At 64.4% G+C, this 21255-nt stretch carries 20 protein-coding genes; 13 read left to right on the top strand and 7 right to left on the bottom strand.

The window, feature by feature from the left end; all coding sequences use genetic code 11:
* Positions 1 to 1398, bottom strand: coding sequence for a methyl-accepting chemotaxis protein (locus ACODSD_RS05560; protein WP_227107014.1), 1398 nt, complete (start codon positions 1396 to 1398; stop codon positions 1 to 3).
* 484 nt (positions 1399 to 1882) lie between these two features.
* On the opposite strand from ACODSD_RS05560, the gene ACODSD_RS05555 reads away from it, so the two are divergent.
* Complete coding sequence (locus ACODSD_RS05555) at positions 1883 to 3280, top strand: amino acid permease (RefSeq protein WP_227107016.1); 1398 nt, start codon at positions 1883 to 1885, stop codon at positions 3278 to 3280.
* Between the two features lie 53 nt (positions 3281 to 3333).
* Here ACODSD_RS05555 and ACODSD_RS05550 read toward each other — a convergent pair whose 3' ends face one another.
* Entirely contained in the window at positions 3334 to 3777 is a 444-nt protein-coding gene (locus tag ACODSD_RS05550) for a hypothetical protein (protein ID WP_227107018.1), read from the bottom strand.
* A gap of 420 nt (positions 3778 to 4197) precedes the next feature.
* On the opposite strand from ACODSD_RS05550, the gene ACODSD_RS05545 reads away from it, so the two are divergent.
* On the top strand, positions 4198 to 4539 hold the full coding sequence (locus ACODSD_RS05545; protein WP_227107020.1) for a DUF6616 family protein: 342 nt from the start codon (positions 4198 to 4200) through the stop codon (positions 4537 to 4539).
* Between the two features lie 88 nt (positions 4540 to 4627).
* Here ACODSD_RS05545 and ACODSD_RS05540 read toward each other — a convergent pair whose 3' ends face one another.
* Positions 4628 to 4969: a hypothetical protein gene (locus ACODSD_RS05540; RefSeq protein WP_488876941.1), complete on the bottom strand. Its 342-nt coding sequence runs from the start codon at positions 4967 to 4969 to the stop codon at positions 4628 to 4630.
* A gap of 42 nt (positions 4970 to 5011) precedes the next feature.
* The gene (locus ACODSD_RS05535; protein WP_474455717.1) at positions 5012 to 5779 is read right to left on the bottom strand and encodes a hypothetical protein; all 768 of its coding nucleotides are present in this window, start codon (positions 5777 to 5779) and stop codon (positions 5012 to 5014) included.
* Positions 5780 to 5930: 151 nt separating this feature from the next.
* On the opposite strand from ACODSD_RS05535, the gene ACODSD_RS05530 reads away from it, so the two are divergent.
* Positions 5931 to 6488, top strand: a complete 558-nt coding sequence (locus ACODSD_RS05530; protein ID WP_107798210.1) for a GNAT family N-acetyltransferase — start codon at positions 5931 to 5933, stop codon at positions 6486 to 6488.
* Positions 6489 to 6568: 80 nt separating this feature from the next.
* Here the strand turns inward: ACODSD_RS05530 and xseA are convergent, their stop codons facing one another.
* Positions 6569 to 7921 carry an exodeoxyribonuclease VII large subunit gene (gene xseA, locus ACODSD_RS05525; RefSeq protein ID WP_107798211.1) on the bottom strand — a complete coding sequence of 451 codons (1353 nt, stop codon included), beginning with the start codon at positions 7919 to 7921 and terminating at the stop codon, positions 6569 to 6571.
* A 166-nt stretch (positions 7922 to 8087) separates the two neighbouring features.
* Between xseA and ACODSD_RS05520 the strand changes: the two genes are divergently transcribed.
* Entirely contained in the window at positions 8088 to 8384 is a 297-nt protein-coding gene (locus tag ACODSD_RS05520) for a hypothetical protein (protein WP_488876940.1), read from the top strand.
* Between the two features lie 87 nt (positions 8385 to 8471).
* Here ACODSD_RS05520 and mfd read toward each other — a convergent pair whose 3' ends face one another.
* A complete protein-coding gene (gene mfd / locus ACODSD_RS05515) occupies positions 8472 to 11876 on the bottom strand; it encodes a transcription-repair coupling factor (protein WP_235084306.1) in 3405 nt (1134 codons plus the stop codon).
* A gap of 363 nt (positions 11877 to 12239) precedes the next feature.
* Between mfd and ACODSD_RS05510 the strand changes: the two genes are divergently transcribed.
* The 9 genes from ACODSD_RS05510 to rplI all read left to right on the top strand — a co-directional run bounded on the left by ACODSD_RS05510 (position 12240) and on the right by rplI (position 20417).
* Positions 12240 to 15452 carry a sensor domain-containing protein gene (locus tag ACODSD_RS05510; protein ID WP_227107029.1) on the top strand — a complete coding sequence of 1071 codons (3213 nt, stop codon included), beginning with the start codon at positions 12240 to 12242 and terminating at the stop codon, positions 15450 to 15452.
* Positions 15453 to 15520: 68 nt separating this feature from the next.
* Positions 15521 to 16276: a 23S rRNA (guanosine(2251)-2'-O)-methyltransferase RlmB gene (rlmB, locus tag ACODSD_RS05505; protein WP_107798213.1), complete on the top strand. Its 756-nt coding sequence runs from the start codon at positions 15521 to 15523 to the stop codon at positions 16274 to 16276.
* Between the two features lie 178 nt (positions 16277 to 16454).
* Positions 16455 to 17957, top strand: a complete 1503-nt coding sequence (locus tag ACODSD_RS05500) for a multicopper oxidase family protein (protein ID WP_488876939.1) — start codon at positions 16455 to 16457, stop codon at positions 17955 to 17957.
* 91 nt (positions 17958 to 18048) lie between these two features.
* Entirely contained in the window at positions 18049 to 18375 is a 327-nt protein-coding gene (locus ACODSD_RS05495) for a metal-sensitive transcriptional regulator (protein WP_043632821.1), read from the top strand.
* A 25-nt stretch (positions 18376 to 18400) separates the two neighbouring features.
* Positions 18401 to 18703 (top strand): hypothetical protein, encoded by a 303-nt coding sequence (locus tag ACODSD_RS05490; protein WP_048415984.1) that lies wholly within the window; start codon positions 18401 to 18403, stop codon positions 18701 to 18703.
* 314 nt (positions 18704 to 19017) lie between these two features.
* Positions 19018 to 19395 carry a 30S ribosomal protein S6 gene (gene rpsF, locus ACODSD_RS05485; RefSeq protein WP_048410930.1) on the top strand — a complete coding sequence of 126 codons (378 nt, stop codon included), beginning with the start codon at positions 19018 to 19020 and terminating at the stop codon, positions 19393 to 19395.
* A gap of 17 nt (positions 19396 to 19412) precedes the next feature.
* Positions 19413 to 19712 (top strand): primosomal replication protein N, encoded by a 300-nt coding sequence (gene priB, locus ACODSD_RS05480; protein WP_048415985.1) that lies wholly within the window; start codon positions 19413 to 19415, stop codon positions 19710 to 19712.
* Positions 19713 to 19717: 5 nt separating this feature from the next.
* A complete protein-coding gene (gene rpsR / locus ACODSD_RS05475; protein ID WP_011137185.1) occupies positions 19718 to 19945 on the top strand; it encodes a 30S ribosomal protein S18 in 228 nt (75 codons plus the stop codon).
* Positions 19946 to 19967: 22 nt separating this feature from the next.
* Positions 19968 to 20417 carry a 50S ribosomal protein L9 gene (gene rplI, locus ACODSD_RS05470; RefSeq protein WP_048410928.1) on the top strand — a complete coding sequence of 150 codons (450 nt, stop codon included), beginning with the start codon at positions 19968 to 19970 and terminating at the stop codon, positions 20415 to 20417.
* A gap of 80 nt (positions 20418 to 20497) precedes the next feature.
* Here rplI and ACODSD_RS05465 read toward each other — a convergent pair whose 3' ends face one another.
* Positions 20498 to 20833, bottom strand: a complete 336-nt coding sequence (locus tag ACODSD_RS05465; protein WP_488876938.1) for a DUF2322 family protein — start codon at positions 20831 to 20833, stop codon at positions 20498 to 20500.
* Positions 20834 to 21255: the final 422 nt, after the last annotated feature.

Below are 21255 nucleotides of genomic sequence, written 5' to 3'. Positions count from 1 at the left end.
TCAGTATTTGAAATAACCTATGGTCTGCGCCAGCTCCACCGCCTGCTCGCTCATGCCGCGCGCGGTGGCGGTCAGCTGTTCCGACGCCGCGGCGTTGGCCTGCATGGAACGGCTGATTTCGCTGACGCCCTGATTGATCTGCTCCACCCGCTGCGCCTGCTGGTTGGAGGACTGATTGATTTCCTGCACGAAGCTGGCGGTGCTCTGTATCGTCGGCAACATCTGATTGAACAGTTCGCCCGCGTGTTCGGCGCGGCGCACGCTGCTTTGCGTCAGCTGGCTGATTTCCTTGGCCGCCTGCTGGCTGCGCGCCGCCAGCTTGCGCACTTCGCCGGCCACCACTGCGAAGCCGCGGCCGTGTTCGCCGGCGCGCGCCGCCTCGATCGCCGCGTTCAGCGCCAGCAGATTGGTCTGGTAGGCGATGTCGTCGATGATCAGCACCTTGTTGGCGATGTCCCACATCGCGGCGATGGTCTCGTCCACCGCCTGGCCGCCGGCCGCCGCGTGCCTGCTGCTGTCGCTGGCCATCTGATCCGTGGTGCGGGCGTCGTCCCGGTTCTTCCACACGAAGGCGGAAATCTGTTCCAGGCTGGCGCTGTTCTTGTCGATGTTGTTGGCCTGCTCCGACGCTTGCTGGCTCAGGGTGTCCACCGCCTGGCTGATCTGGCGCGCGGCGTTGGCCAGGTCCGAGGAAAAAGCGTCGATATGCGCCAGAATGCCGGCCAGCTTGGCGACCAGCCGGCGAGTGGATTCGGCCAGATCGCCCAGTTCGTCCTGGCTGGCGTAGCGCGGCGGCGCGGTCAGATCGCCGTCGGCGATGGCGTGCAGCGCCTGGCTCACCTCGCGGATGGGCCGGTGCAGCAGGCGGCGCACCAGCAGGGACAGCACCAGGACGGTGACCAGGTCCAGCAGCAGGATTTCCGCCGTCACCCGCCACAGCACCGCGCGCAGTTTCTCGCGGATTTCTTCCGTGGACACTTGCAGGCTCAGCTTGCCGACGACGCGCGCGGTCGCGCCGTCGTGAAAGACCACGGCGCGTTCGCGCGTCAGGTCCGCGTCCGGCGCCGGAGCGGCGCCGCGTAGCAGCGAGCCGTCGGCCTCGCGGCGGTAGCCGGCGAAGGGAACGCCGTTGGCGTCGCGGACGAACACGCCGCGGAGCGCGCGTTTGCCCATCTCAGCCTCCAGCACCCGCAAGCCTTGGGCGCTGTCGAAATTCCACATGGGTCCGGCCAGATTCGCCGCCAGCCGCGCGCTGATCGCGGCGATTTCTCCGTCCAGTTCCTGACGCAGTTCCTGTTGGGTGCGCCAATAGTCCAGCGCGCCGAAGGCCGCCAGCAGGGCGGACATGATGAGCATGAAGGCCAGGTTGAGCTTCAGGCTGATGCTGTGGTGCCGCATGGGTGCATGCTCCCGGCTCGATAAACCGATTCAACGCTTTATTGATAGCACCTGTCGGCTTGGGCCGGGCCGCCGGATGCCGGCGGCGGAAACGGCGGCGGGGCTTGCGTTAAATCCTTATGGCATTAAGCGGGGACGCTTGATCACAAAGCGTCGCGTTTATGCCTTTTGCGCGCATGTATATTCTGAAACATGACATGACAAGGGTCTTGAGGTAATCTCGACCCCCATGTGTTATGGGCCATAACGACAATCCAAAGCCATAGCACCGGCGGCGGCGCTGCCGTTTACCTGTTCAAAGTTTGCTGCGCTTCGTGAAAGCCGGCGCGGCGAGTACCGCTGCGAAACGCCGATGTGCCTTGTGCGCCGTGCGCTTTCTCAGCCGTTTTCGCCTTGTCTCGCTCTTGCACGCGACGCTTTGAACAGGCCTTAAGCGCCAAGGCCACAACCCTTACGCAATACAAAGACAGTTAAAGGAGCAACTATGCAACCTGCTCAAGACACCCTGCACCGGGGTTTGGAAGAGCGGCATATCAACCTCATGGCCTTGGGCGCCACCATCGGCGTCGGCCTGTTTCTGGGATCGGCCACCGCCATCAAGATGGCCGGCCCCGCCATCATGCTGGCTTACGCCCTGGGCGGTTTCGCCATCTTCCTCATCATGCGCGCGCTGGGCGAAATGGCCATCCACAATCCGGTGGCCGGCTCATTCAGCCGCTACGCGCTGGATTACCTCGGCCCCTTGGCCGGCTACCTGACCGGCTGGAATTACTGGTTTCTGTGGCTGGTGACCTGCATGGCGGAAATCACCGCCGTCGGCGTCTATATGGGCATCTGGTTCCCGGACATTCCGGCCTGGTACTGGGCGCTGGCCGCGCTGGTGGCCATGGGCGGCGTCAACTTCATCGCGGTCAAGGCTTATGGCGAATTCGAGTTCTGGTTCGCGCTGATCAAGATCGTCACCATCGTGCTGATGATCATCGGCGGCCTGGGCATGATCGTGTTCGGCCTGGGACACGGCGGCGTGGCCACCGGCATCTCCAATCTGTGGAGCCACGGCGGCTTCATGCCCAACGGCTTTGGCGGCGTGCTGATGTCGCTGCAAATGGTGATGTTCGCCTACCTGGGCGTGGAAATGCTGGGCCTGACCGCTGGCGAAGCCAAGAACCCGAAGAAAGCGCTGGCCCGCGCCGTGGATTCGGTGTTCTGGCGCATCCTGATTTTCTACATCGGCGCGCTGTTCGTGATCCTGGCGATTTATCCGTGGAACGAGCTGGGCACCCGCGGCAGCCCCTTCGTGCTCACTTTCGAGCAGCTGGGCATCCCCGCCGCCGCCGGCATCATCAACTTCGTGGTGCTCACCGCCGCGCTGTCCTCGTGCAATAGCGGCATTTTCAGCACCGGCCGCATGTTGTACAACCTGGCCCAGCAACAGCAGGCGCTGCCCATCTTCGCCAAAGTGTCGCGTCAGGGCGTGCCGGTGTTCGCCTTGCTGATGTCGGTGTTCGCGCTGTTGGTGGGCGTGCTGCTCAACTATCTGGCGCCCAAGGAAGTGTTCACCTGGCTGACCGCGATCTCCACCTTCGGCGCGATCTGGACCTGGGTGATCATCCTGCTGGCCCAGCTGCGCTTCCGCCGCACCTTGAGCCGCGAGCAGCTGGCGGCGCTGGCCTACAAGATGCCGTTATGGCCGTATGGCTCCTACATCGCCATGGGCTTCCTGATCCTGGTGGTGGGCTTGATGGCCTATTTCCCGGATACCCGCATCGCCTTGATCATCGGCCCGGGTTGGCTGGCCTTCCTGGTGGTGGCCTATTATCTGTTGGGCTACAACAAGCGCAGCGCCGAGGAAGTGGCGCGGCTGGCGCAGAACGCTCGCTGAGCGCGCGCCGCCGTCTTGTCAGCCCGCTCTTTTGGAGCGGGCTTTTTTGCGTCTTAACGCGGCAGCCAGCTGCCGCTCAACGAGTAATCGCCGGCTTGCTGCCGCGTGGGGCCGCTGAGCGGATGGGCCGGCGGCGGCGCGTGCTGCCCGCAGTCGCTCTGGCCGAAGCAGCGCGGCAGCGGGTTGAAGCCGGGGCAGCCCGGCGGCGGGTTGACGCCGACGCAATGCTGCATTTGCTCTCTTTGCCGCCGCTCCAGCAGGCTGGGGCTGCGTATTTCGGCCTTGACCGAGAAATCCGGACCGGCGTCCAGGTTCTTCAATTGCACCGCGCCCTTGTACTTGAGCGCTTTATCGGTTTTGTCCTTCGCCTTCATCGACGGCTTGGCGCGCGTCTCCCAAGGGTCTTTGACGGCGAAGTCGTAAGAAGGCAGAGGCGCCGCCGCCAGGCTCGCGCTCAAGGCGGCCAGCGACAGCAATAGGGCGTGTCTACACTGCATGATGGATCTTTGTCCTGCGGTGGCAATGCCGCTGGCGCCCGGCTGCTGCCAGGCAGGGAGGGGCGCGCGGAATGCTCTTGTTGGGGGAATTGGCTGGCGCGGCCGTGGCCGCGGTGGCTGAACGCCGCTCCTGTAAATTTCAATGGGAGCGGGCGGATGCTTTTTATAACATTAAAGTTTTTCAGCTGGCAATAAGATGCAATGACAGGCGAAGCGGCGCGCGGCTTAATCAGCAGGCCGCGGCTTAGAACCTGTTTACGATCTCGCGAGCTAAGGCGAGGCAAGGCGAAAACGGCTGAGAAAGCGGAATGTACACGTGGTACATGAGCATTTCGAAGGTGTGCTCGCCGTGTAAGGCTCCACGACGCGCAGCAGATCGTAAACCGGTTCTTAGGCCGTTCACACTCACGGAGATTTTCTATGGCGCATTATCTGGTGGAATTGTACAGCCCGAAGCCGGCTTGGCTGGCCTTGAGTTTTTTGCACCGCACCGACTTCCTGGATCAGGTCAAAAGCAATATCGAGGCGCTGCCCGGCCTGGGCATTCAACTGCTGACCTTGAGCCAGATCGCGGCCGACGCCGATCAGGCGGCGCCCTATCGCTTCCTGGGCGTGTGGAGCCTGCCTGACCAAGAGGCCTGTGAGGGGATGCTGGCCGGCATCCGCGCCAGCGGCTGGTACGATTATTTCGATCACGTCAACGCGGTGGGCGCGGCCGGCGGCGTGGACGTGCATCTGGCGGACCTGCTGCAAGTCAAGTAAGCGCTTTGGAAACCGTTGCGGACGGCAGCTTGGGCTGTCGTCCGCAAAGAGACGTCAAGGGCGGCCGGCGGACAGCCGGCCGTTCCGCTTACCGTTCCCGCAGCACGCGCCACTCCACGAACTCGGCGGGATCGCCGGTTTCCTTGGTCTCGAAGACCGCCGGAATGTGGAAGGGCTTGCCGGTGGCGACATTGGTGCCGGCGATGGTGACGGTCATGCCTTCTTGCAGCGGTTTAGGCCGCTCGCCGCCAGCTACGGCCACCGACCATGTGCCGCCGGGCAGCAGGCCGGCGAAGGTGGCGATGCCCTTGCCGTTTTCAATCAGCGGAATAGACCGTGGTTCATTGGGCGAGATGTCAGCGCTGACCGACACGTCGTTCAGGTGGATCTGGTAAGCGATATCCTCATGGGGATCGGCGTCGTCGCGCACCTGCGGCCGCGGGCGGCGGGCATGGCGCGCGGCTTGCGCGGCTCAGGGATATTTGGCGGCGATATAGCAGCGGCAGAAGCGGGCGGTCATGCCCGCGATCAGCGCGCTGGCGTCGTCGATATCGGTGAGCGCGCGCTTGGGCGGCGGGTTTTCCGACGCGCCGTGGCGGGCGTAGATGCCCAGGATGCTGGTGTTGTTGCAGGCGGCGGTGAACAGGCTGAGCTGTTCCGGATCCGCGAAGGCGTCGATGCCGGCGTCGATCTCCTTGGCGTAGTGTTTGACGCTGTCCAGTATCTTGTACAGCGTGCTCCAGGCCAGCACTTTTTCCAGCGTGGTGTTGGTGGAAATCAGGCCCAGCAGGAAGAGCAGATCGCGCAGACAGGGGTCGCGCTTGGCCAGGTAGAGCAGGTAGGACGGGTAGCGCTGGCGCGGATCTTCGTAACGGGTGTGGATCTGGTCGATCCTGGGGTTGCGGCTGAACGGGTCTTCTTCGATCCGGTGCGCGCTGACGGGATAGCTGCAGCCGTTCTCATAAGCGCTGAAGCCCAGAAACTGGATGGGCATGCTGCTCACGCAGCCGGCGGCGGCGCGCAAGGCGCCGTTGAGCAGCAGTTGCAGGCTGTAGAGGCGTTCGGATACGTGATCGGGATCGTCCAGTTCGTCGATGTGGCGCGAATAGGCGTAGAACTGCATGCCGATGTGGTCGTTCTCGTAGCCCAGATCGATGTCGTTGCCGAAGAAATGATGAGCGAGATCGGGATAGTAGCCGCCGGCGGCGACGGTGATTTCCCATTTGTGTACTGGCGACATGGGGCTTCCCTGGCGGTGGCTGGAGGGGGGATGGTTGCGGGCGCGGGCCGCGCTAGGGGCCGGATGCTAGCATAGCTTGAGTCCAAGCGCATAAATTGCTTGGGCCTGCGAGACTTTGGTCATGTCCGGCCAGCATTGATTGGGGGAGAGGATGGCGCTTGAAGCTTTAAGCCCGGCGCCGGCATTGCCGGCCCGGCATGGCAACGGTCTGCTCTTGCGGGCGGCGGTTGCGGAGGAGATGGAGGCGGTTTATCTGATGGGCCGGGATGTTTGGGGCGAGGGCTGCTCCGAGGCCGAGTATTTGCGAATCTGCCGGGATTCGCATAAGTATCGACGCGGCAGCTGGCATGTGTTGGCGGATACGGATGGAAGCTTGCTGTGTTCGGCGATTGCCTATCGCTTGCCGTCGCTGGCGGAACGGGAGGCAGTTGGCATCGGTTCGATCGCCACGGCGCCCGCCAGGCGTGGTCAGGGCTTTGCCAGCCTATTTTTGAAGGAAGTGTTGAGCGCCTACCGAGAACAAAGTTTGGCGGAGGTGTTTTTGCTGTACGCCGATATCCACTGCGAGTTTTATCGACGCTTTGGCTTCCGAGTCTTGCCTGAGGCTTCGCAAGCGCGCGGCGATGCGCTGGGGATGATGCTATGCGCGCCGGAGCTGTGGGAGGACGCCATGCTGGCGCTGGCTGAGCGTCCTCTTGGATATTTCTGATCGGAAGTGGCAATGGGGGCGTGCGGTTTTCCGCCGGCGCCGGCCTGCGCCGGCGCCGGCCTGCGCGGGCGCCGGCGGCGTCAGAACAAGCTGGGCTGCGCGCCTTGCGGATGGTCGATCACGGCCTCGGTGCTGCCTTCGGCCAGGCGTAGGCTGACGCGTTCGCGGTCGCGCAGTTCCGCCGGGGATTTGACCGCGGTGCCGTCCTGTTTTTGCACGATGGCGTAGCCGCGGGCCAGCACCGCTTCCGGATTGAGCGCCAGCAGGGTGGCGGCCAGGGTGTCCAGTTTCTGGGCCTGCCGGTTGAGCAGATCCCGACGCGCGCGCTGCAGCCGGGTTTGCAGCCGGTCCAGCGTTTGCGCGGTTTGGGCCAGGTCCGGCCGACGGCGCTGCAGCTTGCTGTCCGCCAGTTGCAGCGCCCAACGCCGTTGTTCGAACAGGCTGCCCAGCCGGCGTTGCAGCCGCTCTTGCTGGCGCTGCAGCGCTTCGCGCTGGCGTTGCAGCTTTTCGCCGGGGTGGGCCAGCCGGCGCGCCAGATAGTCCAGCTGCTGGGATTTGTCGGTCAGCAGGCGGCCGAGCGCGCGCTCCAGGCCGCGCTTGGCGGTTTCGAGCTGAGCGTTCAGGTGCTCGCGGCTGGGGGACACCAGTTCCGCGGCGGCGGTGGGCGTGGGTGCGCGTTTGTCGGCGACGAAGTCGCAGATGGTGAAGTCGGTTTCGTGGCCGACGCCGCTGACGGTGGGAATGGGGCTGGCGGCCACCGCGCGGGCGACGATTTCCTCGTTGAACGACCACAAGTCCTCGATGCTGCCGCCGCCGCGGCAGACGATGAGCACGTCCACCTCGCGCCGTTCGCCGGCGCGGCGGATGGCGTCGGCCACCTGCTGGGCCGAGCCTTCGCCCTGCACCTGGGCCGGGTAGAGAATCAGCGGGATGGAGGGCATGCGCCGGCGCAGCGTGCTGACCACGTCGCGCAGCGCGGCGGCGGCGGGCGAGGTGACGATGCCGATGGCGGCGGGGTGGACCGGCAGCGGACGTTTGCCCGCCGGGTTGAACAAGCCTTCCGCCTGCAGCTTGGCCTTGAGTTTTTCAAAGGCCTCGTACAAACGGCCCAGGCCGGCGGAGCGCATCTGGTCGACGTTGATCTGGAAGTCGCCGCGGGCCTCGTACAGGGTGACGGTGCCCTTGAGTTCCACCTGCATGCCTTCCGCCGGGCGGAAGGGCAGTTGCGACACTTTGCCGCGGAACATCACGCAGCGCACTTGGGCGCCGCCGTCTTTCAGGGAGAAATAGGCGTGCCCGGACGCGGCCAGGGTGAGGTTGGAAATTTCGCCGCCTATCCACATCGGCGGCAGTCCGCTTTCCAGCAGATCGCGCGCCATGCGGTTGAGGGAGGAGACGCTGATGACGTCGTTCTGGGGTGCGGTAAAAAACATGATTGTCAAGTGATCCACAGCGGTGGGTGGAAAATATTTTCAGCTAAAGCGAGTTGCAACTTGGCTTGCGTAGCGTTTGATATCTCTAAAAAAATCAATAAAATCAATAACTTGATTGTTTTCTTATCCAGGACGGCTTTCAGCTCAAAACGGCTTGGCGCTTGGCTTGAGAGCATATTTGCACAGTTTTATCAACAAAGTTATCCACAGGGTTTTCGGTTTCAATCCTGTGACGCTATTTTTTCCTGTAAAAACAAGGGGCAAGGCTTTTTGTCTCAGAGTCGCTGTCCTCGTTTATCTTGATGTTGCTCAAGTAAGCGCTTTCTTCTTTCGTCCGCAGGCCATGCCGAAGGCTTGGCATTGTCGCTTCATTATGCCTTTGGATTGGCTTGCCGGCCGCCTGGCTGAGCCGGGCGTTTGCCATCCCAAAGCGGGTGTCGCCTCTTGCGAGCCTGAGCGATAAAGGCGCCGGGACCGGGAAAGCGGCATGCGTGTTTGGCGCATGGGCATTGCCCGGCCCTCGCCGTTGCGCGAGGCCGCGCGACAGACTTTAGGAGCTCAACTCCTTCAACAGTTCCTTGACCCTGACCACGCGCAGCGCCACATCCTGAATATCGGCCTCCACGCGCAGCTTGTCCTGTCCCGCCAGCCTGTAGTTGCGCTTGGTTTGCAGCAGCTGGATGATTTTCATCGGGTCTATCGGCGGGTTCTTGGCGAAGTGGACCTGGATGGCCACTTCGCTGGCGTCCAGCTTTTGCACGCCCAAGGGCTTGGCCAGCAGACGCAGGCGGTGGCTGTCTATCAGGGTCTTGACGGTTTGCGGCGGCAGGCCGAAGCGGTCTATCAGCTCTTCGTGGATATCGTCGATTTCCTGTTCGCTCTCGCAAGTGGCCAGCCGCTTGTAGAGCACCAGCCGCTCGTGCACGTCGGGGCAATAGCCGTCCGGCAGCAGGGCCGGGCTGTGCATATTGATTTCGGTGGTGACGCCCAGCGGCGCGTCCAGGTCCGGGGTGCGGCCTTTCTTGAGATCGCGCACCGCCTGCTTGAGCATTTCGGTGAACAGGGAGAAGCCCACTTCCTGCATCTCGCCGGACTGGCCTTCGCCCAGCACTTCGCCGGCGCCGCGGATTTCCAGATCGTGCATCGCCAGGTAGAAGCCTGCGCCCAGTTCCTCGGACATCTGGATGGCTTCCAGCCGTTTCATCGCGTCCTTGGTGATGCCGTCCGGCGTCAGCAGATAGGCGTAGGCCTGATGGTGGCTGCGGCCTACGCGGCCGCGCAGCTGGTGCAGCTGGGCCAGGCCGAACTTATCGGCGCGGTTGATCAGGATAGTGTTGGCGTTGGGGATGTCGATGCCGGTTTCAATAATGGTGGAGCACAGCAGCACATTGAAGCGCTGCTGCAGGAAGTCGCGCATCACTTGTTCCAGCTCGCGTTCGCGCAGCTGGCCGTGGGCCACGCCGATGCGGGCTTCCGGCACCAGCTCCGCCAGCTTTTCCCGCATGTTTTCTATGGTGTCCACCTCGTTGTGCAGGAAGAACACCTGGCCGCCGCGTTTGAGTTCGCGCAGCACCGCTTCGCGGATCACGCCGTTGGCCATCGGGCTGACGAAGGTTTTCACCGCCAGCCGGCGGCTGGGGGCGGTGGCGATGACGGAGAAGTCGCGCAGGCCTTCCAGCGCCATCGACAGCGTGCGCGGAATCGGCGTCGCGGTCAGCGTCAGCACGTCCACATTGGCGCGCAGCCGTTTCAGTTGCTCTTTCTGGCGCACGCCGAAACGGTGTTCCTCGTCGATGATGACCAGGCCCAGGTTCTTGAACTGGATGTCCGGCTGCACCAGCTTGTGGGTGCCGATGACGATGTCCACGCCGCCGTCGGCCAGGCCGGCCAGCGCGGCCTTGCTTTCCTTGGCGCTGCGGAAGCGGGACAGTTCGGCGATTTTCACCGGCCAGTCGGCGAAGCGGTCGGAGAAGTTCTGGAAGTGCTGTTCCGCCAGCAAGGTGGTGGGCACCAGCACCGCCACCTGTTTGCCGCCGAGGACGGCGACGAAGGCGGCGCGCAGCGCGACTTCGGTCTTGCCGAAGCCGACGTCGCCGCAGACCAGGCGGTCCATCGGCTTGCCGGAGCACATGTCCTGCACCACGGCTTCGATGGCGCTGGCCTGGTCCGGGGTTTCCTCGAAGCCGAAGCCGGCGGCGAAGGCTTCGTAGTCGTGGTGGGACAGGCTGAAGCTGTGGCCTTCGCGCGCGGCGCGTTGGGCGTAGAGGTTGAGCAGCTCGGCGGCGGTGTCGCGGGCTTTTTCCGCGGCGCGCTTCTTGGCTTTCTCCCAGGCCGGATTGCCCAGCTTGTGCAGGTGGATCTGGTCCGCCGCGCCGCCGGCGTAACGGGAAATCAGATGCAGCTGGCTGACCGGCACGTAGAGGGTGGCGCTGTCGGCGTACTCCAGCTGCATCAGCTCGGTTTCGCCTTCGCCCAGGTCCATGGACACCAGGCCGACGTAGCGGCCGATGCCGTGCTGTTCGTGCACCACCGGGTCGCCGGCCTTGACCTCGGCCAGGTCGCGCAGCATGGAGTCGGAGCCGGCGCGCGCGCTTTTGCGGCGGGTGTGGCTGCGGGCCACATGCTGGTAGAGCTCGGATTCAGTGACCACGGCGATGCCGGCGCCGGGCAGGGCGAAGCCGGTATAGAGCGGGGCCACGCTCAGCGCCAGCGGCATGTCGCCGGCGATGAACTCGGCCCAGCCGTCCACCGGGCGCGGCTTGATGCCGTGCTCTTGCAGGAACTGGTGGACGGTTTCGCGGCGGCCCAGGCTTTCCACGGTGATCAGGATGCGTTGCCCGCCGCTGCGGATGAAGGCGTCCAGCTTGTGCAGCGGTTGTTCGGCGCGGCGCTCCACCGCCAGTTCCGGCAGCGGGGCGCAGCCTTCCGCCAGTTCGCCGTCGCCGGCCAGTTCCACGCGGGCGTAAGGCTTGAGCCGCGCCATCAGTTCGTCCGGGCGCAGGAAGATGTCGGCCGGCGGCAGCACCGGGCGCTCGGTGTCGCCGCGCGCCATGTCGTAGCGGCTTTCCACGTCTTGCCAGAAGACCTGGGCGGCCTGTTGCACATCGTGGTGCAACACGATCAGCGCGTCTTCGCCCAGGTAGTCGAACAGCGTCGCGGTGTCGTCGAAGAACAGCGGCAGGAAGTATTCGATGCCGGCCGGCCACAGGCCCTGGGAGACGTCTTTGTAAATGCGGCTCTTGCTGGGGTCGCCTTCGATGCGCTCACGGTAGCGCTGGCGGAAGGCGGTGACCCCGCTTTCATCCGCCGGGTATTCCCGCGCCGGCAGCAGGCGGATTTCCGGCACCGGGTATAGGGTGCGCTGATTGTCCGGGTCGAAGGTGCGCAGGCTGTCGATTTCGTCGTCGAACAGATCGATGCGGTAGGGCAGCGCCGATCCCATCGGGAAGAGGTCGATCAGACCGCCGCGGATGGAGAATTCTCCCGGGGCCATCACCTGAGTGACGTGGTGGTAGCCGGCGGTGACCATATTGGCGCGCAGCTGCTCCACGTCCAGCCGCTGCTTGGCCTGCAGGAAGAAGGTGCGTCCCAGCAGATAGCCGATCGGCGCCAGCCGCGTCATCGCGGTGCTGACCGGGGCGATGATCACATCGCATTCGCGCTGATGGATCTGCCACAAGGTGGCCAGCCGCTCGCTGACCAGTTCGCCGTGCGGGGAGAAATGGTCGTAGGGCAGGGTCTCCCAGTCCGGCAGCAGCGCCACGCGCAGCGAGGGCGCGAAGAACGGAGCTTCGGCTTGCAGGCGCTGCGCCGATTGCGCGTCGGCGGCGAGGATGAGCAGCGGACGCCGCTCTGCGGCGAGGCGGGCGACGATGTTGGCGTCCAGCCCGGCGGGCAGGCGTCCGTGACGAGTTTTCTGACTGGCGGGAGGGATCCGCGGGAGGTTATCCAGCATGCTGCTTCACTAGTTTTGGCGGTTTCGGGCTTGGCGGTTTCGGGATTATAGCAGCCGTCCGGCGCGCGCCGTTTACCCGGCTTGCGCTGGGCGGGCGTCGCTTGTGTCCAGCGGGGTGAATATTTTCATCGTCATTGTCTGGCTGCATCCGGCAATTGCATATATTGTATGTCAGCCGGGTGATTTTGTTTTTCGTTTGGCATATATGCGCTTGATTTGTTAATGCAAAATTAATTTCGGCGCGCGGCGGGGCGCCGGCGCGAATGGGGGCGGGGTGGCGTGACAGTCGGATCGGCTTGCCGGGACGCGGCGGTGTTTCTGGGGTTTTTGGCGTGCACGGCTTTTTGGCCGCGCGAGCCGGTATTGGGATTTTCGCTGGCGGCCTTCCTCGCCCACGGTGTATGGAGCTATCGTTTTTTGCGTCGCGGCTGGCGCCAGTCCTGGTGGTGGCCGCTGGCCGCCGCCGCGCTGGCGGCGCAATGGTCGCCGCCGCAATGGGCGGCCCTGCTGCTGATCAGCCTGTACGCGCTGGCGCCCGGCCTGTACGCGGCCGGCCTGCGTGGGGGGCTGGCGGTGCGTCAGCCGGCGGACTTGCTGCGGCTGCTGCTGCGGCTCGCCTGCTATCCCTCGGTGCTTTTGGCCGGCCTGGCCGCCGGTGCCGGCTGGCGCTGGTTCGGCATGGAGGGCTTGTGGTCGTGGGCGGCGCAGGCCTGGGGCGTGTCCGGCCTTGCCCTGTCCTTGTGCGCGCCGCCGGCCTTGTACGCGTCCGGCGCGCCGCCGACGCGGCGCCAGGTCTTGGAAACCGCCCTGATCCTGGCCCTGGCCAGCGTGATGTGGTTCAGCCTGCTGGGCAGCAGCGTCGCCTATTCGCTGCCCTGCCAATTGCTGTTTTTCCCGCTGATGCTGTGGGCGGCTTTCCGCGTCGGTTTCCGCGGCGCGGCGCTGGTGGGGGCCTGGGTGCTCGGCCTGCTGTCGCTATACGTGCTGGCGCCGGAGCTGACCATGCACGCCAGCGTGCTCAACGGCGCCAGCGAGGTGGCGCTGACCCTGGCCTTGAGTTGCGCCACCCTGCTGGTATCGGTCTTGGCCGACGGCCATCGTCAGAACGAGAGCGCGCTGCGCGAGTTTCGCGCGCGGGTGGAGTCCCTGGTCAACAACAGTCCCAATATGATGTCGCTTAAGGGGTTGGACGGCCGGTTTCTGCTGGCCAACGCCGCCTATGCGCGCCGGGTGGGGCGCGCGCCTCAGGGCATGCAGGGGCTAACGGTGGAGGAGCTGTTCGACGAGCAGGACGCCGCCCAGATCCGCGAGCAGGACGCGGTGGTGCTGTCCTGCCTGGAGCCGCGCCAGTTCGAGGAGAGCTTTCTGTTCAACGGCGTGCTCAGCCATTTGCTGGTCACCAAGTTTCCCTTGTTCGACGCCCATGGCCGCCCGGCCGGGGTGGGCAGCGTGGACACCGACATCACCCAAACCCGTCAGGAGCAGAAAGCCAAGCGCGAAACGGAGGAGCGTTACCGCGCGCTGGTGGAGCAATCGCTGGTGGGCATCTACATCCTGCAGGACGAGAAGCTGATCTACGCCAACCCCAAGCTGGCCGCCATCATTGGTTATCAGCCCAAGGAAATGGAGGGCATGGGTCTGGAGCAACTGCTGGTGCCGGGCGAGGCCGCGCGCATCCGTCAGCAAATCGTCAAGCGCTACCGCGAGAACATCGCGGTGCTGCAATACGGCACCCGCGCGGTGCGCCAGGACGGCGTGGTGGTGGACGTGGAAATCCACAGCAGGCTGTTCGACTACGAGGGCAAGAAAGCCATCATCGGCGTGGTGATGGATGTTTCCGAACGGCTGGCGGCGGACGCCAATCTGCGGCTGGCGGCCAAGGTGTTCGAAAACTCGGCGGAAGGCATTCTGCTGATGGACGCCGAGGCGCGCATCATCGCGGTCAACCACGCCTTCAGCGGCATTACCGGTTACGCCGAGGCGGAGGCGCTGGGCAAGGTGTCGCGCATTTTTGGCGATCAGAAACAGCTGAGCCGGCAGGCGATGCTGGAGGCGTTGGCGGGCGGCGGCCATTGGCAGGGCGAGATGCTGGACCGCCGCAAGAGCGGCGAGTGGTATCCGGCCGAGCTGGCGATCTCGGCGGTGCGCGACGCAGGCGGCGCGCTCAGCAATTACGTGGCGGTGTTCTCCGACATCACCCTGCGCAAGCAGTCCGAGGAACGTCTGCAGTTTCTGGCCAATCACGATCCGCTGACGCAGCTGCCCAACCGCAGCAGCCTGACCACGCGTCTGGACGAGGCCATCATCAGCCTGGATTGCGCCAGCGGCTCGCTGGCGGTGATGTTCATCGACCTGGACCGTTTCAAACTGATCAACGACTCCTTCGGCCATCAGGCCGGCGACGAGTTGTTGCGGGAGACGGCGCTGCGTCTGCAGCGGGCGGTGGGGGCGCGCGGCCTGCTGGCGCGGCTGGGCGGCGACGAGTTCACCCTGGTGATGACCGGCTTCAAGGACGCCGCCGCGCTGGTGACCGCCGCCGAGGACACGCTGGCGGCGCTGGGCCAGCCGCTGCGGCTGGAAAACCACGAGGTCTACGTCACCGGCAGCATAGGCATCAGCGTCTACCCCAATGACGGCACCGACGCTCAGACCCTGCTCAAGAACGCCGACGTGGCGATGTACCGCGCCAAGGAAGCAGGCAAGAACACTTACCAGTTCTTCGCCGCGGAAATGAACACCCAGACCTTCGAACGCCTATTGCTGGAAAACGGCCTGAGGCTGGCGCTGGAGCGCGGCGAGCTGGAACTGCATTACCAGCCGCAGGTGGACGCGGTCAGCCGCCGGGTGCTGGGCGCGGAAGCGCTGATCCGCTGGCGCCATCCGCAACTGGGCCTGGTGCCGCCGGGCCGCTTCATCCCGCTGGCGGAGGAAACCGGCCTGATCAAGCCCATAGGCGACTGGGTGCTGCAGGAAGCCTGCCGCCAATTGGCGGTCTGGGACCGTCAGGGCGTGGCGGTGCCGCGGCTGGCGGTGAATTTGTCCGCGCGCCAGTTCGAACAGCAGCTGCTGCCGCTCAAGGTGGCGGAGGCGTTGCGGGCGGCGGGCCTGTCCGCGGCGCGGCTGGAGCTGGAAATCACCGAAAGCATGATCATGCTCAACCCCGGCGAGGCGGTGCGCCAGCTGGGCGAATTGAAGGCGCTGGGCGTGGGGCTGTCCATCGACGATTTCGGCACCGGTTACTCCTCGCTGTCCCATCTGAAGCGTTTTCCGCTGGATACCTTGAAGATCGATCAATCCTTCGTCGAAGGCCTGCCGGACGACGGCGACAACGCCGCCATCGCCGAAGCCATTCTGGCGATGGCGCGCAAGCTGCAGTTCCAGGTGGTGGCGGAGGGCGTGGAGAGCGAGCGCCAGGCGCAATTCCTCACCAGCAAGGGCTGCGCCTTGCTGCAGGGCTATCACTTCGGCCGCCCGGTGCCGGCGGCGGAATTGCCCGCCTTGCTGGCCGGCATCGTCGCCGTGGGCGAGCAGCGGCAGCTCGGGCTGATGTCCGGCGTGGAGGTGCTGGGCAGCTGAACGCAAGCCGGTTTTGCCCTGAACCGCCGCGCGCTCTAAAATGGCGGGATTGTCATTAGAGAATCGCCATGAGCAACAAACGCCTGATCCACGGCTTTCACGCCATCAATGCCCGTCTGTGGCAGAACCCCAAGAGCCTGCTGGAAGTCTGGCTGGCCGGCGGCCGCCACGACGCCCGCGCCAAGGCGGTGCTGGACAAGGCCGCCGAGGAGGGCATCAAGCTGCACATCGTCGACAAGGAACGCCTGGACAGCATGAGCGGCAACGCCCGTCACCAGGGCGTGGCGGCGATGATAGACGCCAGCCGCAACTTCGTGCACCTGGACGACGTGCTGGACAATCTGAGCGAACCGCCCTTGTTGCTGATCCTGGACGGCGTCACCGATCCGCACAATCTGGGCGCCTGCCTGCGGGTGGCGGACGCGATGGGCGCGCACGCGGTGATCGCGCCCAAGGACCGTTCCGCCGGCCTCAACGCCACCGTGTCCAAGGTGGCGTGCGGCGCCGCCGAGGTGATTCCCTATCTCACGGTCACCAATCTGGCGCGCACGCTGCGCGACTTGAAAGACGCCGGGATCTGGATCGCCGGCACCACCATGGAAGCGGATACCGACCTCTACCACTGCGACGCCGCCGGCCCGCTGGCCTGGGTGATGGGCTCGGAAGGCGAGGGCATGCGCCGCTTGACCCGCGAGCACTGCGACGTGCTGGTGTCCATCCCGATGTTCGGCACGGTGGAAAGCCTGAACGTGTCGGTGTCCGCCGGCATGGTGCTGTCGGAAAGCCGCCGCCAGCGCACGCTGGCGCAGGCCAAGGCCGATTGAGCCCTGGCCACCCGCACCGCAAAGCCCCCGTCCTCGGGGGCTTTTTCTTGGGTGCGGGGTTTGACTGTGATCAGATGCGAGCCTAAAAAAGTAGACAGAATAAGGAACCGATCTGGCGCCGCCGCAGTCTTGTTGATACCTTACCTGGGTATCCTATTTGCGAGAGGGGAGTGCAGTGATGGATAGACGTGGATTCATCTGCGCCGGCGCGGCGTTGGCTCTGGTTCCGTTGTTGCGGCAGGCCTGGGCGGCGCAGCCGCCCGCCGTCGATCACGCGGCGATGGGACATGGCGGCATGGGCGCGGCGGCGGAGACAATGCCGGCCGCGGCCGCTTTGGGCCTGCCGGCGGGCCTGGCTTTGCCGGCCCTGCCGCTGTTGCGAAACCAGAGCGCCTTGCCCGGCGTGTTCAGCGCGGCGCTCAGCGCCGGCGCGCAGGCGCTGCCGCTGTTGCCCGGCAAGCCCGCCACCGTGTTCTGGAGCTATAACGGCCAGGTGCCGGGGCCGACGATAGAAGTGTTCGAAGGCGACGAATTGCGGCTGCATTTCGAAAACCGCCTGTCCCAGCCCACCACCATTCATTGGCACGGCCTGCCGATTCCGGCTGACCAGGATGGCAATCCGCAAGACCCGGTACCGCCGGGAGGGAGCCGCGAATACCGCTTTACCTTGCCGCAGGGCTGCGCCGGCAGTTACTGGTATCACCCGCACCCGCACGGACATACCGCCGAGCAGGTGTATAGGGGGCTGGCCGGCGTGTTCGTGGTCAAGAGCCGCAGCGATCCGCTGGCGCATCTGCCGGAGCAAAGACTGGTGTTGTCGGACCTGAAGCTGGACGCCGACGGCAAGATCGCGGCCAATAGCGAAGCCGATCGCATGGACGGCCGCGAAGGCCAGTTCCTGCTGGTCAACGGCGCCTGGCGGCCGCATCTGACGCTGGGCGTCGGCGAGCGCCAGCGCTGGCGAGTCTGGAACGCCAGCAGCGCGCGCGTGCTCAAGCTGGCCCTGCCCGGCCACGAACTGGAACTGGTGGGCAGCGACGGCGGCCTGCTGCAGCGGCCGCGACGCATCGACAGCCTGACGCTGCCGCCCGGCGCCCGCGCCGAGCTGGTGGTGACCGGACGCTTCGCGCCCGGCCACGGCGCCGGCCTGCTGGCCCTGCCGTATCGGCGCGGCAAGATGATGTCGGCCGAGCAGGACGCGAGCCTGACGCTGCTGGAGCTGCACCGGGGCGCCGTCGCCAAAGCCACGGCGCCGCTGCCTGAGCGGCTGCGCGAAATCCAGCCCCTGGGCGCGCCGGCGGTGCGGCGCAGGGTGGTGCTGTCCGAAGACATGGCCAATCCCGCCGCGATGTTCCTGATCAACGGCAAGACCTTCGACATGGAGCGGGCGGACTTCCTGGGCAAGGTGGGGGCGGTGGAGGAGTGGGAGATCGTGAACGAGGCCGATATGGACCACCCCTTCCACATTCACGGCACCCAGTTCCAGGCGCTGGCGCGCCGCAAGGACGGCGTCTGGCGCGAAGAACCGTTCCTGGCCTGGCGCGACGTGGCCAACGTCTCCGCCGGCGAGACGCTGCGGCTGCGTTTCCGCCAGGACATGCCGGGCCTGCGCATGTTCCATTGTCACATCCTCGAGCACGAAGACGCGGGGATGATGGGCATGCTGCGGGTGGAGGCCTAGGCGGCCGCGCGCAACTGCGTCACAATGGCCGCAGCCCGGCCCGCCGGACGGCGGCCGGGCTCGTTTTGAACCCGCTTGGATTAGGATGGACATGACGCAAGAAAAACCGCAGGACGGCTGTTGCGACGCAGCGGCCCCGCTTTCCGACAAAACCGTGGTGCAGCCGGGCAAGAGCGCGCTGATCAAGCGTTTGGCGCGCATCGAGGGTCAGGTGCGCGGCATCAGCGGCATGGTGGAGGCGGACCGTTATTGCGTGGACATCCTGACCCAGGTGGCCGCGGTCAAGTCGGCGCTGGACGCGGTGTCGATGCAATTGCTGGAAAATCACATGAAAGGCTGCGTGGCGCGCGCGCTGCATCAGGGCGACGCCACCGGCATGGTCACCGAACTGATAGACGTGGTCAAAAAAGTGCGCTGAGCCGCGTCGCCGCAAAGGAATGCACATGAAAACCCCGCTCGCCGTCCTGTTGTCCCTCGCTTCCGCGCTGGCCGCGGCGGGGCCGATTCCGTTCGAGGTCTACATCAAGCTGCACAAGGGCATGTCCGAGGCCGAACTGGTGTCCCAGGCCGGCGCGCCCGATTACAGCAGCAACGGCCCCACGGTCAAAACCAAGGACGCCAACGCGGTGGTGGAAACCAGCACCCGCTCGCTGTCCTGGCTCGCCAACGACGCCGTGCCCTATACCACCACGGTGACGCTGAGCAATGGGGTGGTGGTGGATATCTCCCGCGACAAAAAGCTCTGAGAACCTGTTCAAAGTCTGCTGCGCGTCGTGAAGCGTTGTACGGCGAGTACGAGCTCAGGATGCTCATGTACCCCCCCTCGTACATTCCGCTTTTTCGCTCGTTTTCGCCTTGCCTCGCCCTCGCTTGAGAGGCTTTGAATCGCGACTTGGGGCGGATTCCGAATCCCGTCTTCGCCACAGCCTTGCCGCCGTTCCGCGCGGAAGCCACTGATTTATTTGCCTGCCGCCGGCTTAGCGCGTAGAATGCTGCGGTTTCAACCCCTTGCCTTTTGCAACTGCATGGCAAAAGGCTTCAATAGCCACAAGGAGTTAACATGCGTCATTACGAAATCGTGTTCATCGTCCACCCGGACCAGAGCGAACAGGTTCCGGCCATGATCGAGCGCTACAAGGGCATGGTTCTGGCCGCTGAGGGCAAGATCCACCGTCTGGAAGACTGGGGCCGCCGTCAACTGGCTTACCCGATCCAGAAGCTGCACAAGGCTCACTACGTTCTGATGAACGTAGAGTGCCAGTCCGAGACCCTGGCCGAAATCGAACACGCCTTCAAGTTCAACGACGCTGTTCTGCGTCACCTGACCATCAAGCTGGAGCGCGCGGTTACCGAAGCGTCCCCGATGATGAAGGACGAAAAGGCCAAGAACCTGCTGGACGCCCAGCAGCCGGCAGCCGAGGCTGAAGCTTCCGCCTAATTGGCCGGAGCAAAGTCTTGCAGAACCGTCTGGCGCTGACCGCCACGGTCGACCGAGAGGATGCGCTGAGATACACGCCCGCCGGCTTGCCGGTGTTGGAAATGTGGCTCAAGCATCAGTCCAGACAGACAGCTCACGGTTTTGATCGGGATGTGGCCTGCGAAATACAGGCCGTGCTGATAGGCGAAGACGCCCGGAAGTTTTCCGGGAAACTGGCGGGAAACACGGTGAATCTCACCGGCTTCCTGTCCCAGCGCAGCCTCAGGAATCCGCGGTTAGTGCTCAATATCGAATATGTTGAATTTGTAAAAGGTTAGTCAAAATGGCTCGTCAACTCTTCAAGCGCAAGAAGTTCTGCCGCTTCACGGCAGAAGGCATCAAGGAAATCGACTACAAATCCGTTGATCTCCTGAAAGACTTCATCGCCGAAAACGGCAAAATCATTCCGGCTCGCATCACCGGCACCAAGGCCCGCTACCAGCGTCAGCTGACCACCGCTATCAAGCGTGCTCGCTTCCTGGCCTTCCTGCCGTACACCGACCAGCACTAAGCCGGGAAAAGGAACTTAAAAGATGCAAATCATTCTGCTCGAAAAAGTTGCCAACCTGGGTCAACTGGGTGATGTGGTTAAAGTCAAGGATGGTTACGGTCGTAACTTCCTGATCCCGCAAGGCAAAGCCAAGCGCGCTACCGAAGCCAACCTGAAACAGTTCGAAGCTCGTCGCGCCGAACTGGAAGCCAAGCAAGCCGAGATCCTGGCCGACGCCAAGGTCCGCGCCGAGAAGCTGAACGAAGCCGTTGTCACCATCGCTCAGAAAGCCGGCGTTGACGGCCGTCTGTTCGGTTCCGTGACCAACGCCGACGTGGCTGAAGCCGTGACCGCCTTCGGCGTTGCGGTTAAGCGCACCGAAGTTCGCCTGCCGAACGGCCCGTTCAAGGCCATCGGCGAGTACGACATCGAGATCGCTCTGCATCACGACGTCGTGACCCCGATCAAGATCGTGGTGGTTGCCGAAGCTTAATTCCTGTTTTCAGGAACGCTTTATCAAAAAGCCCGCTCATTCGAGCGGGCTTTTTGTTTGGGCGCGCGCCGGGGCGCGGATCAATCGTCCTGGCTCAGCACCAGGCGCGCGCGCAAGCCGGGCGCGTCGGCCTCGGCGATGGACAGCAGGCGGTCGATATTGGGGTGTTTGCCCGGATTGGCGCGCGCGTCCGGCGTGTGTTCGGCGTAAAGCGCCAGTCCCTCGCGCGCGGCCTTGCGGTCGATATGGCCGTGGGTCTTGATCAGGGCGTGGTAGACGCGCACCGAGCCGGCGGTGCCGGGCTGATTGTCCAGCCGGCCGACCGGCTCGCCGCTGGCGTTCAGCAGCACGATGGCGCGAATGTCGTCGACGGCGGGCAGGGTGTTGAGGATGTCCTTGAAAGCGCTTGCTTGCATGATGTGTTTCCTATTGTCGTTATCGTGGCGGGCCGCCGGGGCGGCCCGTTGAGGGGGCGTTGCGCATGGGCCGCGGCGTTGGGCCGGGCCGGATGCAAGACCGTTCCAGTGTAGCCGGGTATTAGGCGGCGGGCCGGCTGAGAAAGTTCAGCCGGCTGCCGCGCGTTGCACATTTTTGGTGCGGCCGCTCGGCCGTCTTGCCTTGATTTGGTGCAATGTATGCCGACAGCTCTTCATTACACCATGCTTTGGATGATTTTGTGTTGCGAATTTGTTAATGAATCAAAGGCTTGGCCTGTGATTGTTAACTTGGCACGGCAATTGCTAACTATAAAGCGATCTGGTGACGTCAGGGCATGGCCCGGCGTCTCGCGCCAGTCTCCAAAGGGGATAAGAGAGCGGCAAAGCCGCCTTGGATCGGG

It is taken from the genome of Chromobacterium sp. FG22 (assembly GCF_057809415.1).
The sequence above is the reverse complement of the archived record's forward strand: the minus strand, read 5'-3'. Positions and strand labels throughout refer to the sequence as shown.

Excerpts from the sequence above, each read along its gene's own strand:
- ACODSD_RS05560 (WP_227107014.1), bottom strand. The coding sequence starts at position 1,398 with ATGCGGCACCACAGCATCAGCCTGAAGCTCAACCTGGCCTTCATGCTC.
- ACODSD_RS05555 (WP_227107016.1), top strand. The coding sequence starts at position 1,883 with ATGCAACCTGCTCAAGACACCCTGCACCGGGGTTTGGAAGAGCGGCAT.
- ACODSD_RS05550 (WP_227107018.1), bottom strand. The coding sequence starts at position 3,777 with ATGCAGTGTAGACACGCCCTATTGCTGTCGCTGGCCGCCTTGAGCGCG.
- ACODSD_RS05545 (WP_227107020.1), top strand. The coding sequence starts at position 4,198 with ATGGCGCATTATCTGGTGGAATTGTACAGCCCGAAGCCGGCTTGGCTG.
- ACODSD_RS05535 (WP_474455717.1), bottom strand. The coding sequence starts at position 5,779 with ATGTCGCCAGTACACAAATGGGAAATCACCGTCGCCGCCGGCGGCTAC.
- ACODSD_RS05530 (WP_107798210.1), top strand. The coding sequence starts at position 5,931 with ATGGCGCTTGAAGCTTTAAGCCCGGCGCCGGCATTGCCGGCCCGGCAT.
- xseA (WP_107798211.1), bottom strand. The coding sequence starts at position 7,921 with ATGTTTTTTACCGCACCCCAGAACGACGTCATCAGCGTCTCCTCCCTC.
- mfd (WP_235084306.1), bottom strand. The coding sequence starts at position 11,876 with ATGCTGGATAACCTCCCGCGGATCCCTCCCGCCAGTCAGAAAACTCGT.
- rlmB (WP_107798213.1), top strand. The coding sequence starts at position 15,521 with ATGAGCAACAAACGCCTGATCCACGGCTTTCACGCCATCAATGCCCGT.
- ACODSD_RS05500 (WP_488876939.1), top strand. The coding sequence starts at position 16,455 with ATGGATAGACGTGGATTCATCTGCGCCGGCGCGGCGTTGGCTCTGGTT.
- ACODSD_RS05495 (WP_043632821.1), top strand. The coding sequence starts at position 18,049 with ATGACGCAAGAAAAACCGCAGGACGGCTGTTGCGACGCAGCGGCCCCG.
- ACODSD_RS05490 (WP_048415984.1), top strand. The coding sequence starts at position 18,401 with ATGAAAACCCCGCTCGCCGTCCTGTTGTCCCTCGCTTCCGCGCTGGCC.
- rpsF (WP_048410930.1), top strand. The coding sequence starts at position 19,018 with ATGCGTCATTACGAAATCGTGTTCATCGTCCACCCGGACCAGAGCGAA.
- rpsR (WP_011137185.1), top strand. The coding sequence starts at position 19,718 with ATGGCTCGTCAACTCTTCAAGCGCAAGAAGTTCTGCCGCTTCACGGCA.
- rplI (WP_048410928.1), top strand. The coding sequence starts at position 19,968 with ATGCAAATCATTCTGCTCGAAAAAGTTGCCAACCTGGGTCAACTGGGT.
- ACODSD_RS05465 (WP_488876938.1), bottom strand. The coding sequence starts at position 20,833 with ATGCAAGCAAGCGCTTTCAAGGACATCCTCAACACCCTGCCCGCCGTC.